Raw genomic sequence first — 11,844 nt, forward strand, 5'->3', positions numbered from 1 at the left:
GGTATTAATTGTTTTTCGAACGTCCCGAGTCAGGCGAGCGCGCGATCCTCGTCCATATTGAACTGGCCTCAGAGGCTGATCGCGAGAATCCACGAGAACTGGAAGAGTTGGCACTGTCGGCTGGCGCCGATCCGGTCGAATTTCTGACCGGCACCCGCGCTGACCCCAGTCCCAAGTTTTTTCTGGGCAAAGGCAAGGTTGAAGAGCTGGCAGAGCTGGTGCGAGAGCATGAAGCCGAACTGGTGATCTTCAATCATGCTCTGAGCCCGGCGCAGGAGCGTAACCTTGAGCGCGAACTGCAGTGCCGAGTACTGGATCGTACCGGCCTGATTCTGGACATCTTCGCCCAGCGTGCCCGCACGCACGAGGGTAAGCTGCAGGTGGAGCTGGCTCAGCTTGAGCACATGTCTACCCGTCTCGTGCGTGGCTGGACTCACCTCGAACGCCAGAAGGGCGGTATCGGTCTGCGTGGTCCCGGTGAAACTCAGCTTGAGACTGACCGACGACTACTGCGCGCGCGCATCAAATCCATTCTTAAGCGACTCGAAAAGGTCCGCAAACAGCGTGATCAGGGGCGGCGTGCGCGTAAGCGTGCCGAAGTGCCTACTGTTTCGCTGGTTGGATACACCAATGCGGGCAAGTCAACCCTGTTTAATCGTCTGACGACCTCGGATGTCTACGCAGCTGACCAGTTGTTTGCAACGCTTGACCCCACATTGCGCAAAATAGAGCTGGCGGATGTCGGGCAGGCGATTCTGGCGGACACGGTGGGCTTTATTCGTCATCTGCCCCATAAACTCGTTGAGGCCTTTCGTGCTACGCTGCAGGAAACGACCGAAGCAAGCCTGCTGCTGCATGTAATCGATTGTTACGATGATGAGCGTTTAGGGCATATTGAACAGGTGGAAGCGGTACTGGAAGAGATCGGTGCTGCTGAAGTGCCCGTACTACAGGTATACAACAAGATCGATCGCATCGAAGGGGCTGAGCCTCGCATTGATCGTGACGAGAATGGCGTCCCCTGGCGCGTCTGGGTGTCAGCTGTCAGTGGTGCGGGTTTGGATTTATTGCTGAGTGCCGTCAGTGAGCGTCTGGGTGAAGAGATGTTTCATGATGAGCTGAAGCTGGCGCCGACCGATGGCAATCTAAGAGCCCAGCTGTACGCACAGGGAGCGGTGGTTGCTGAAAAGGTAGATGATCAGGGCGAGATGTTGGTAGAGGTCCGACTTCAGATGAAGGACTTCAAGCGTATTCTTAGTCGTTTGGGAATTCGTCAGGAACAATACCTGTCTGAAATGGTCGACTAAGCAGCGCCGATACGGCAACAATGACGAATCCTTAGAAAGCTAATAAAGCGGTTTAAAACGGAGAACACTATGGCCTGGAATGAGCCTGGCGGGAATGGTAACAACCATGACCCCTGGAGTGGCGGTGGCGACAACCGCGGCAAGCGTGGTGGTGGCAACGATCAGGGACCGCCTGATCTCGATGAGGCGATGCGCAAGCTGCAGGATCGCATCGGCGGAATTTTTGGCGGTGGCAAGAAGCGGGGCGGCTTTGGCGGCGGAGATGGACGCGGCAAAGGCGGTGGTACCGGCTTCTTTGTTGTCCTGGTCGTATTGGCGGCTCTTTTTTGGGCGGGTATGGGGTTCTATACCGTCGATCAGCAGGAGCGGGGCATCGTCCTGCGCCTGGGTAAGTACCATGATACCGTCCAGCCGGGTCTGCAGTGGAATCCTCCGCTGATTGATGAGGTGGTCAAGGTCAATACCACTCGTATTCGTACCTACGATCACCGTTCCCTGATGCTGACGGCTGACGAAAACATCGTCGATGTGGATATGACGGTGCAGTATGTGGTTGCAGACCCTGTTCAGTTCCTGCTCAAGGTGCGTGATCCCAGTGACAGCCTGGCACAGTCTTCCGAGTCTGCGCTGCGTCATGTTGTGGGTACTTCCGAAATGCACAGCATCCTGACAGAAGGTCGTGACACCTTGGCATTGCAGGTGCAGGCACGTCTGCAACGCTACATGGAGAACTACACCACTGGTCTGAGCATCTCCAAGGTCAACATCAAGAACGCCCAGGCACCCCGTCAGGTGCAGGATGCATTCGATGACGTGATCAAGGCGCGTGAGGATGAGCAGCGTGCCAAGAACGAAGCCGAGGCTTATGCCAACGGTATCGTTCCAGAAGCCCGTGGTCGCGCCCAGCGTCTTCTGGAAGAGGCGAATGCCTACCGGGAAGAAGTAGTGGCCAAGGCGACTGGTGAGGCTAGTCGATTCAAGGCTCTGTTGACCGAATACCAGAAGGCGCCTGACGTAACTCGTGAGCGTCTGTACATCGATACCCTGCAGGAAGTATTGGCCAGTACGGGCAAGGTGATGGTTGATGTAGAGGGTGGCAATAACATGATGTATCTGCCGCTGGATCGTCTGGCTGAAAAGCAGCCAGTGCGTGACAGTGCTGGTCGTGGCGTTCGTCTTGACGAGAATGCACTGCGCCAGATTACCGACCAGGTGCTGGAGGAGACGCGTCAGCGTACACAGACTACTTCCGGCCTGAGGGAGGGACGCTAATGAAGCCTACATCCATGTTCGGACTGATAGCACTCCTTTTGGTAGTGATGATTGGTTCCAAATCGGTTTATATCGTTAAGGAAACGGAGCGTGCCATCAAGCTGCGCTTCGGTGAGGTTGTGGAGGCTGACATCAAGCCGGGTCTGCACTTCAAGATTCCGTTCGTGAACACCGTGCGCAAATTTGAAGGTCGCACCATGACATTGGATGCGCGTCCCCAGGCGTTTTTGACGCTGGAGAAGAAGCGTCTCATCGTGGACTCCTTCATCAAGTGGCGTATCGATAATGTTGAGAAGTACTACACGGCAACCTCTGGTGACGAGTTCCGGGCGGCTGATCTTCTGTCCACCCGTATCGAAACCAGCCTTCGTAACCAGTTCGGTGAGCGTACGCTGACCGAAGTGGTGTCCGGTGCGCGTGAGGAGGTGATGGGTGATGTGATTCGTGCGCTGAGTGACCTGGCCCAGTCGGAGTTGGGTATCGAGGTTATCGATGTGCGCGTCAAGCGAATTGACCTGCCGCAGGAAGTGTCTTCTTCGGTGTACGAGCGTATGCGCACCGAGCGTCTGAGACTGGCACGTGAGTTGCGGGCGCGAGGCAAGGAATTGGCTGAGGGTATCCGTGCAGATGCCGATCGTCAGCGTACCGTTCTGCTGGCTGATGCCTTCCGTGAGGCTGAGACTGTTCGTGGTGAAGGTGATGCGCTGGCGGCGTCCATTTATGCAGAAGCTTTCCAGCGAGACCCCGAATTTTATGCCTTCTACCGCAGTCTGAATGCATACCGGGAGTCCTTCTCTGGCGGCGACATGTTTGTTCTGGATCCGAAGAGTGAATTCTTCCGTTACCTGAACAGCGCGACCGGGAAATCTGTTACCCAATAGTGCAATGAAAACCGGGTGCCTTTGGCGCCCGGTTTCATGATATAGTTAAGCAACCGGGTCTGTGCCCGGTTTTTTTGTGATTCAGACCACCTGATGACAGCGGAGTAATGCATGGCCTTGGCAGATCGCTGGTTGCTGCCCGACGGAATAATGGAGCTGCTGCCGCCGCAGGCGCGGCAGGTTGAATTGATGCGGCGTAAGGTGCTCGACCTCTATCATCGATGGGGTTACGAGCTGGTGATGCCGCCGATTGCGGAGCATCTGGAGTCCCTGCTGACCGGTGTCGGTCATGATCTCGATCTCAATACCTTCAAGCTGACCGATCGTATGAGTGGCCACACTTTGGGCGTGCGCGCCGATATGACGCCTCAGGTAGCGCGTATCGATGCCCATCGTCTGCGTACCGAAGGTGCCAGTCGCCTCTGCTATTGTGGATCGGTGCTGCACAGTCATGCTGAAAACATGCTGGCTTCGCGCAACCCTCTGCAGCTTGGTGCCGAATTGTACGGTCACTCCGGCCCTGACAGCGATGTCGAAGTGATTGCCCTGATGCTGGCAACTCTGGATGAAGTTGGTTTGCGAACGCCGGTCAGTCTTGATCTTGGGCATGTTGGAGTATTCAGTCGACTGATGGCGTTGGCCAACCTGAGTTCGCAGCAGCAAAGTGACTATCAGGATATGTTGCAGCGCAAGGCGTTGCCGGAGATCGGTCGTTTTGTATCTGAGCTTGATTTGACTGCACCGCTTTGCGATTGGTTGCTTGAATTACCTCGTCTTAATGGTGGTGCGGCTATACTGGGCAAGGCACGTGAGCTCTTCGCGTCTGATGTCGAGCTGATGAAAGCTGTGGATTATCTGGCAGACTTGGCGGCTCGTATTTCGGCACGCTTCCCATCGGTGGATACCTATTTTGATCTCAGTGAGTTGCGCGGATACCACTATCATACCGGTATTGTGTTTGCAGCTTACACGCCGAGTTTTGGTCAGGCGCTGGCGAAAGGCGGGCGTTATGACAATATCGGGCGTGACTTTGGCCGTGCGCGTCCGGCTACCGGCTTTAGTGCCGACTTGAAAACTTTGATGGACCTGTCTGGCCAGCTGGCCGAACAGGCGGAAGGCGTGATTCTGGCACCTGCGGGAGAGGCTCAAGACCTGCAATCCGCGATTGCCAAGCTGCGTCAGGCTGGAAAGCGCGTGGTTCAGCGGCTGGAAGGCGAAACGGATTGTGATAACCGCTACTCTCAGCAGCTGAAGTCTGAGGGCGGTGAATGGGTTTTGGTCGATCTTTGATCGCAACTTTTTGATAATTAAGAGTAATCGAGACAGCAATGGGTAAAAACGTCGTTGTTCTGGGCACCCAGTGGGGTGATGAAGGCAAGGGTAAGATCGTAGATCTGTTGACCGAGCAGGTCGCTGCCGTCGTTCGCTTCCAGGGCGGGCACAATGCAGGGCATACACTGGTTATTGATGGTGAAAAAACTGTTCTTCACCTGATTCCGTCCGGCATCCTGCGTCAGAATGTGCTCTGCCTGATCGGCAACGGCGTTGTGCTGTCGCCGGAAGCGCTGTTGAAGGAAGTCGCTGGTCTGGAAGCGCGTGGTGTGCCTGTCCGTGAGCGTCTGCAGCTGAGCCCGGCGTGTCCGTTGATTCTGCCTTACCATGTTGCACTTGATCAGGCGCGCGAACTGGCGCGTGGCAACGCCAAAATTGGTACTACCGGTCGCGGAATCGGGCCTGCCTACGAAGACAAAGTGGCTCGTCGTGGTCTGCGTCTGGGAGATATGGCGGATCCGGAGCGTTTTGCAGCCAAACTGAAGGAAGTGCTGGAATACCACAACTTCGTACTGCAGAACTACTACAAGGTTGACCCTGTGGATTTCCAGCAGACGTATGACAGCTGCATGGAAATGGCCAAGACATTGGTGCCGATGATCACTGATGTTACCGCCAAGTTGCACGATCTGCGCAAGCAGGGCGCTAGCATCATGTTCGAAGGTGCTCAGGGTTCTTTGCTGGATATCGACCACGGTACCTATCCGTACGTGACATCCTCAAACACTACGGCTGGTGGCACTTCAACCGGTAGTGGTTTTGGTCCGCTGTACCTGGACTATATCCTGGGTATTACCAAGGCTTACACGACTCGAGTTGGTGGTGGTCCTTTCCCGACCGAGCTGCACTGCGATGTGGGTCAGCGTTTGGCTGAGCGTGGTCACGAGTTCGGTTCTACCACTGGTCGCGCGCGTCGCTGTGGCTGGTTTGATGCGGTTGCGCTTAAGCACGCTATCCAGATCAACTCTGTTTCCGGTATCTGTCTGACCAAGTTGGACGTTTTGGATGGTCTGGAGCAGATCAATATCTGCACCGGCTACAAGGACAAGAACGGCAATGTTGTCAGCTCCCTGAATGGAAGCGAAGACTACGAAGCAGTCGAGCCGATCTACGAGCAGCTGCCGGGGTGGAGTGAGTCTACCGTCGGTGTGAAGGCTCTTGATGAGCTGCCTGCTAATGCGCGTGCATACATCAATCGGCTGGAAGCGCTGATCGAAGCGCCGATCGATATTATCTCGACCGGTCCCGATCGCAACGAAACCATCGTTCTGCGTCACCCGTTCGAAGCATAATGCTTCGAACGGCTCAAAAAAAACCGCATCCAAAGATGCGGTTTTTTTGTGCCCGGAAATCCGGCCGATTAGCGCAGGGCTTCTGCCGTAGCAGGGTGCAGTGTGCGAAGCAGGGCTTTGAGTACCTTGGTATTGCCGGCTACCAGGTTGCCGTGGTCGCTGTACTTGTTGCCGCCTGAGAAGTCGCCAACGAGGCCGCCTGCTTCACGAATCAGCAGCAGGCCAGCCGAAAGTTCAGTCTGGCTCAGACCGATTTGATAGAAACCGTCGAGGCGGCCGGCGGCAGTGTAAGCCAGGCTGAGCACGGGGGAGCCGCTGTTGTGCAGCGTTGCGCCTGCCTGCATCACCTGTTGCATCATGCGGGCGTGAGATTCCATCCAGGGCTTGTCGCTGCGGCGAGCATGGTATCCCGTGCCGATGACAGCGCCTTCCAGTGAGGTGCGATTGCTTACGCGCAGGCGTTTGCCATTAAGCTGGGCGCCCTTGCCTCGGCTGGCGGTAAATTCTTCGCCGAAAACAGGGTTCAGAACCACGCAGTGTTCAGCTTTTCCATCGATATAGCCAGTAATGCTCAGGGCAAACATGGGTAGAGCGTTGGAAAAGTTGATCAGACTGTCAATCGGGCTGATGTGCCATTCGCAGTGGCCGGGGCCTTCGCCAATTGGAGCATATTGGCCACTATATTCACCGATGAGGCTGTGGTGAGGGTAAGCCTTTTGGATGGAGGTGGCGATTGTGCGTTCAGCCTGCTGGCAGAGCTCACTGATGAACTCAGCGACATCGGCCTGTTCAGATTTGATCAGATCCAGGCGTTCAAGAGCGCGCGAAATCTGTTCGCCTGCGAGCCGGGCCGCGCGCAGGGCAATATTAACCATTGGTTGCATCAGTGTTGGTGTCCAGTCTTCATGGTTGTCAAAGGTCTATTGTAGCTCAGACCGGCGCTTCGCTGAACAGGTGGTCTGCAACTCAATCATGTTCTGATAGAATATTCAGCTTTTAACGGCGTAACTCCATGTCTGAACATATCCGCATTGTACTGGTGAATACGACCCACCCCGGTAATATCGGCGGTGTAGCGCGAGCCATGAAAAACATGGGGCTGAAAGATCTTTGTCTGGTGAGCCCCAAGCTGTTTCCGCACCCGGATGCTGATGCGCGTGCCTCAGGTGCGACGGATCTGCTTGAATCCGCCAGTGTTGTGGAAACCATTGATGAGGCCATCGCTGATTGTGAGCTGGTGTTCGGAACCAGTGCGCGTGAGCGTCACATTCCCTGGCCTTTGGTTGACCCTCGAGAACTGGCAGCGATAGCGGCCCCCCTCAAGGGTAAGGCCAAGGTCGCTATCCTCTTTGGTCGCGAAGATCGCGGGTTGACCAATGAAGAGTTGCAGCGCTGTCACCATCATGTGCACATTCCTGCCGTTGAAAGTTTTAGCTCACTTAACATTGCTGCCGCAGTGCAGGTGATTACTTATGAGCTGCGAATGGCGGAGCTTGCCCAGCAGCCATTGAACAAGCCTCAATGGGGCACCAACTGGGATATCGAATTGGCCGAGCAGCGTGAGCTGGAGCTCATGTTTGAGCACCTTGAGCAAACCCTGGTGAAAATCGAATTTCTTGATCCCGATAACCCTAGACAGCTTATGCCACGCCTGCGTCGGTTGTTGCAGCGTGCAGTCCCGGACAAGGTCGAGGTCAATGTGTTGCGCGGCATTCTAAAAGCGGTTGAGCGCAGGATAGAGATGCCAGTATCGAAGGGTGATAAAGACGATGTTTAAGCAGATCCGCGAAGATATACGCTCGGTTTTTCATCGTGATCCAGCGGCACGTAATGCGTTTGAGGTCTTAACGGCCTATCCGGGGCTGCATGCGATCTGGTTTCACCGCTTGGCGAATGCCCTCTGGCGACGTGATTTCAAGTGGCTGGCGCGCATTATTTCCAATATTGCACGCTGGTTGACCGGTATCGAGATCCATCCCGGTGCAACCATAGGTCGGCGTTTCTTCATCGACCACGGCATGGGAGTGGTGATTGGTGAGACAGCCGAAATCGGAGATGACGTAACCCTGTATCACGGCGTAACGCTGGGGGGGACTACCTGGAATAAGGGGAAGCGCCATCCGACACTGGGTAATAACGTGGTGTGTGGTGCTGGAGCCAAGGTGCTGGGACCGATCACTATTGGTGCAGGTGCGCGCGTTGGTTCGAATGCGGTGGTAACCCGTGATGTGCCAGAAGATGCAACCGTCGTCGGGATTCCCGGACGGATCATTAAACGTCATCCTGATGAAGATACTCCGGAAGAGTTGAAGCGCCAGCAGATGGCCGACAAGGTCGGTTTTGATGCGTATGCCGTGACCAAGGAAGTCTCGGACCCGGTTGCTCACGCCATTCGTTGCCTGCTCGATCACATGCAGGCAATGGATCACAAGGTCGATACCATGGGTAAGGCGCTTTGTGAGCTGAAGCCAGAGTACTGTGACGAGCAGTTGCCTGAGCTGAAGTCAGAGGACTTTGAGGCGGCAGTGGATGATGCCAGTGGTATGTTGTCCAATGGGGCTGGCGCAGAAGCCTTATCGTCTCAAGGGTTAAAAGACCGAGAGAACAAGTCGGTTGAATAATTGACTAAATTAGTAGGGAATCGCATAATGTGCCCATGCTGTAAAGCGTGAGTATGAGGAATACTATGCGATTAACAACTAAAGGGCGGTATGCCGTCACGGCGATGCTGGATTTGGCACTGCATGAAGGCAAGGGGCCGATCAGTCTGGCCGATATTTCCGAGCGCCAGGGTATCTCCTTGTCCTATCTGGAGCAGTTGTTTGCCAAGCTGCGTCGCAATGAACTGGTTCGCAGTGTTCGTGGCCCAGGGGGCGGATATCAGCTTAAGCGCGACCAGGCCTGCATTAACGTTGCTGAAGTGATCGATGCCGTCAATGAGTCGGTCGACGCCACTGGATGCAAGCAAACGGGTAGCTGCCAGGGAGGTGAAGTGTGTCTCACTCACCACCTGTGGTGTGATCTCAGTGATCAGATTCATGGCTTCCTGAGCAGTATCAGTTTGGCTGACCTGGTGGCTCGTCGTGATGTGCAGGAAGTGGCCGGTCGTCAGCAGCGCCAGGTGGATCAACTGATCGCCAGTACCACAGAACAGCCCGTGAGCAGCAAGGCCGCTGTGTAGAGTTTTTTTGGAGAGAGAAGATGAAACTGCCGATCTACCTTGATTACGCCGCAACAACACCGGTTGACCCTCGTGTGGCAGAGAAAATGGTTCAGTGCCTGACTCCCGACGGTAACTTTGGTAACCCCGCTTCGCGCTCACACCTTTTTGGTTGGAAAGCGGAAGAAGCAGTGGAAACGGCGCGTCGCCAGGTCGCAGATCTGCTGGGTGCGGATCCGCGTGAGATCGTTTGGACCTCTGGTGCAACCGAGTCCGATAATCTGGCCATCAAGGGTGTTGCCCACTTTTACAGTAAAAAGGGCAAACACATCATTACGTCCAAGATTGAGCACAAGGCTGTACTGGATCCCTGTCGTCAGCTTGAACGTGAAGGCTTTGAGGTGACTTACCTGGAGCCTGATGCAAACGGCCTGATCACGCCTGAGCAGGTTGCCGCTGCCCTGCGCGAAGACACTATTCTGGTTTCTCTGATGCACGTGAATAATGAGATTGGCACGGTTACCGATATTGCGGCGATCGGGGAAATTACACGTGAAAAGGGCGTGCTATTTCATGTGGATGCAGCCCAGAGTGCCGGCAAGCTGCCGATCAATATGGACGAGATGAAAGTTGATCTGATGTCCGTATGTGCGCACAAGATCTATGGCCCCAAAGGCGTGGGTGCGCTGTACGTTCGACGCAAGCCTCGTGTGCGTCTGGAAGCCCTGATTCATGGTGGCGGTCACGAGCGAGGCATGCGCTCCGGTACTTTGCCGACACACCAGATCGTAGGTATGGGCGAGGCTTTCCGGATTGCGGGAGAAGAGATGGCCGCTGAAACGACCCGTCTGGAGACACTGCGAGAGCGTCTTTGGGCTGGTGTTAAAGATATGGAAGAGGTGCACCTGAACGGCTCTGGTGAACAGCGTGTGCCGGGCATTCTCAACATCAGTTTTGCCTTTGTGGAAGGTGAGTCGCTGCTGATGTCAATTAAGGACTTGGCCGTGTCCTCAGGTTCAGCCTGTACATCGGCCAGTTTGGAACCCTCTTATGTGCTGCGCGCACTGGGGCTGAATGACGAGCTGGCGCACAGCTCAATCCGTTTCTCTCTGGGTCGCTTCACGACTGAAGAAGAGGTGGACTACGCCATCGAACAGGTTCGCAATGCTGTCGAGAAGCTGCGTGAACTGTCCCCGCTTTGGGATATGTATAAAGACGGTGTAGATCTGAGCAAGGTTGAGTGGGTCCACCACTAAGGTCCCGAAGACGTTTTGGAGGTTTATCATGGCTTACAGCGAACAGGTTATTGATCATTACGAAAACCCGCGCAATGTCGGTAAAATGGATGCCGAAGATCCGCATGTCGGTACCGGTATGGTGGGTGCGCCTGCCTGTGGTGACGTCATGCGTCTGCAGATTAAGGTTAATGACGAAGGGGTGATTGAAGATGCCCGCTTCAAAACCTATGGTTGCGGATCTGCGATCGCATCCAGCTCCCTGGTAACAGAGTGGGTTAAGGGTATGACGCTTGATCAGGCATCCGAGCTGAAGAATTCCCAGATCGCCGAGGAGTTGGCGCTGCCGCCGGTGAAGATTCACTGTTCAGTGCTGGCTGAAGATGCGATCAAGGCTGCGGTGGAAGACTACCGCAAGAAACAGCAGAAGTGACACCGTACCGGAGGGCGTAAGCCCTCCGTGCTTGGGGTAATTATGGCAATTAGCATGACACAGGCCGCGATCGACCATGTCGCGCGCTATCTTGAAAAACGTGGTCACGGCGAGGGTATTCGTCTGGGCGTGAGGACATCGGGCTGCTCCGGTATGGCCTATGTGCTGGAGTTTGTCGATACCAGTGAGGCTGAAGATCAGGTATTCGAGTTTGGCGGTGTCAAAGTAATGGTTGACCCTAAAAGCCTGGCTTACCTGGATGGGACCGAGCTTGATTTCGTTCGCGAAGGGTTGAATGAAGGTTTCAAGTTCAACAACCCAAATGTGCGCAGCGAATGTGGTTGCGGTGAAAGCTTCAACGTCTGATCGTTGCAGTCAGTGAGGCCGGTTGATGGACATTACGCGAAACTACTTCGAATTCCTCGGTTTGCCGGTCAGCTTCGATGTGGATCAGGCCCGGCTGTCCGAGCGATACCGCGACTTACAGAAACAGATACATCCAGACAGACATTCACATCAGTCTGATCGAGAGCAGCGCCTTGCGGTGCAGTACACCGCATATCTCAATGAAGCGCTAACCACCCTCAAGTCACCGCTCAAGCGAGCTCAGTATCTGTTATCCCTGAAAGGGATAGATACGCTTTCCGACTCCCGTGCCCAGCTGGATCCCATGTTTCTGATGGAGCAGATGGAGTTGCGCGAGCGCGCTGCCGATGCCGTTGATCATGATGATCCCGAGGCTGAACTGGAAGCCCTTCAGGCGCATGTTGATGCTGAATTCAAGGCGTTGCAGGTGGCTTTTGCCGGCAGTTGGGACAGCAAGCAATTCGAGCAGGCAGAGGTGCTGGTGCGCAAGATGCAGTTTATATGCAAGCTGCACAGCGATATTGAGGCGCTGGAAGACAGGCTGTTCGACGATTAACGGAAGTTCT

The 11,844-nt window shown here is 55.0% G+C and carries 13 protein-coding genes; 12 read left to right on the forward strand and 1 reads right to left on the reverse strand.

Annotated elements, in window-relative coordinates:
• Positions 1-8 precede the first annotated feature (8 nt).
• The 5 genes from hflX to LN244_RS03490 all read left to right on the forward strand — a co-directional run bounded on the left by hflX (position 9) and on the right by LN244_RS03490 (position 6,084).
• On the forward strand, positions 9-1,307 hold the full coding sequence (gene hflX, locus LN244_RS03470) for a ribosome rescue GTPase HflX (RefSeq protein ID WP_239041463.1): 1,299 nt from the start codon (positions 9-11) through the stop codon (positions 1,305-1,307).
• A gap of 69 nt (positions 1,308-1,376) precedes the next feature.
• Positions 1,377-2,579, forward strand: coding sequence for an FtsH protease activity modulator HflK (gene hflK, locus LN244_RS03475; RefSeq protein WP_239041464.1), 1,203 nt, complete (start codon positions 1,377-1,379; stop codon positions 2,577-2,579).
• A complete protein-coding gene (hflC, locus tag LN244_RS03480; protein WP_239041465.1) occupies positions 2,579-3,460 on the forward strand; it encodes a protease modulator HflC in 882 nt (293 codons plus the stop codon). Before hflK ends, hflC begins: the two co-directional genes overlap by 1 nt.
• 111 nt (positions 3,461-3,571) lie before the next feature.
• Positions 3,572-4,750, forward strand: coding sequence for an ATP phosphoribosyltransferase regulatory subunit (locus LN244_RS03485; protein ID WP_239041466.1), 1,179 nt, complete (start codon positions 3,572-3,574; stop codon positions 4,748-4,750).
• Positions 4,751-4,788: 38 nt separating this feature from the next.
• Complete coding sequence (locus tag LN244_RS03490) at positions 4,789-6,084, forward strand: adenylosuccinate synthase (protein WP_239041467.1); 1,296 nt, start codon at positions 4,789-4,791, stop codon at positions 6,082-6,084.
• A gap of 68 nt (positions 6,085-6,152) precedes the next feature.
• Here LN244_RS03490 and LN244_RS03495 read toward each other — a convergent pair whose 3' ends face one another.
• Positions 6,153-6,968, reverse strand: a complete 816-nt coding sequence (locus LN244_RS03495; RefSeq protein WP_239041468.1) for an inositol monophosphatase family protein — start codon at positions 6,966-6,968, stop codon at positions 6,153-6,155.
• A 128-nt stretch (positions 6,969-7,096) separates the two neighbouring features.
• On the opposite strand from LN244_RS03495, the gene LN244_RS03500 reads away from it, so the two are divergent.
• From LN244_RS03500 to hscB, 7 genes are all read left to right on the forward strand, one after another.
• Positions 7,097-7,861: an RNA methyltransferase gene (locus LN244_RS03500; RefSeq protein WP_239041469.1), complete on the forward strand. Its 765-nt coding sequence runs from the start codon at positions 7,097-7,099 to the stop codon at positions 7,859-7,861.
• On the forward strand, positions 7,854-8,705 hold the full coding sequence (cysE, locus tag LN244_RS03505; RefSeq protein WP_239041470.1) for a serine O-acetyltransferase: 852 nt from the start codon (positions 7,854-7,856) through the stop codon (positions 8,703-8,705). The genes LN244_RS03500 and cysE overlap by 8 nt, the downstream gene beginning before the upstream one ends.
• Positions 8,706-8,770: 65 nt before the next feature.
• A complete protein-coding gene (gene iscR, locus LN244_RS03510) occupies positions 8,771-9,265 on the forward strand; it encodes a Fe-S cluster assembly transcriptional regulator IscR (RefSeq protein ID WP_239041471.1) in 495 nt (164 codons plus the stop codon).
• A gap of 20 nt (positions 9,266-9,285) precedes the next feature.
• Complete coding sequence (locus tag LN244_RS03515; RefSeq protein WP_239041472.1) at positions 9,286-10,500, forward strand: IscS subfamily cysteine desulfurase; 1,215 nt, start codon at positions 9,286-9,288, stop codon at positions 10,498-10,500.
• Between the two features lie 28 nt (positions 10,501-10,528).
• Entirely contained in the window at positions 10,529-10,912 is a 384-nt protein-coding gene (gene iscU / locus LN244_RS03520; RefSeq protein ID WP_239041473.1) for a Fe-S cluster assembly scaffold IscU, read from the forward strand.
• Positions 10,913-10,954: 42 nt separating this feature from the next.
• Positions 10,955-11,278 (forward strand): iron-sulfur cluster assembly protein IscA, encoded by a 324-nt coding sequence (gene iscA / locus LN244_RS03525; RefSeq protein WP_239041474.1) that lies wholly within the window; start codon positions 10,955-10,957, stop codon positions 11,276-11,278.
• Positions 11,279-11,303: 25 nt separating this feature from the next.
• On the forward strand, positions 11,304-11,834 hold the full coding sequence (gene hscB / locus LN244_RS03530; RefSeq protein WP_239041475.1) for a Fe-S protein assembly co-chaperone HscB: 531 nt from the start codon (positions 11,304-11,306) through the stop codon (positions 11,832-11,834).
• Positions 11,835-11,844: the final 10 nt, after the last annotated feature.

The organism is Marinobacterium sediminicola (assembly GCF_022343685.1).
Lineage (GTDB): Bacteria > Pseudomonadota > Gammaproteobacteria > Pseudomonadales > Balneatricaceae > Marinobacterium > Marinobacterium sediminicola.

Bases quoted from the DNA above. Each gene is read 5' to 3' on its own strand.
- hscB (WP_239041475.1), top strand. From the start codon at position 11,304: ATGGACATTACGCGAAACTACTTCGAATTCCTCGGTTTGCCGGTCAGC.
- hflK (WP_239041464.1), top strand. From the start codon at position 1,377: ATGGCCTGGAATGAGCCTGGCGGGAATGGTAACAACCATGACCCCTGG.
- LN244_RS03500 (WP_239041469.1), top strand. From the start codon at position 7,097: ATGTCTGAACATATCCGCATTGTACTGGTGAATACGACCCACCCCGGT.
- LN244_RS03495 (WP_239041468.1), bottom strand. From the start codon at position 6,968: ATGCAACCAATGGTTAATATTGCCCTGCGCGCGGCCCGGCTCGCAGGC.
- iscA (WP_239041474.1), top strand. From the start codon at position 10,955: ATGGCAATTAGCATGACACAGGCCGCGATCGACCATGTCGCGCGCTAT.
- LN244_RS03485 (WP_239041466.1), top strand. From the start codon at position 3,572: ATGGCCTTGGCAGATCGCTGGTTGCTGCCCGACGGAATAATGGAGCTG.
- iscU (WP_239041473.1), top strand. From the start codon at position 10,529: ATGGCTTACAGCGAACAGGTTATTGATCATTACGAAAACCCGCGCAAT.
- LN244_RS03490 (WP_239041467.1), top strand. From the start codon at position 4,789: ATGGGTAAAAACGTCGTTGTTCTGGGCACCCAGTGGGGTGATGAAGGC.
- LN244_RS03515 (WP_239041472.1), top strand. From the start codon at position 9,286: ATGAAACTGCCGATCTACCTTGATTACGCCGCAACAACACCGGTTGAC.
- hflC (WP_239041465.1), top strand. From the start codon at position 2,579: ATGAAGCCTACATCCATGTTCGGACTGATAGCACTCCTTTTGGTAGTG.
- iscR (WP_239041471.1), top strand. From the start codon at position 8,771: ATGCGATTAACAACTAAAGGGCGGTATGCCGTCACGGCGATGCTGGAT.
- cysE (WP_239041470.1), top strand. From the start codon at position 7,854: ATGTTTAAGCAGATCCGCGAAGATATACGCTCGGTTTTTCATCGTGAT.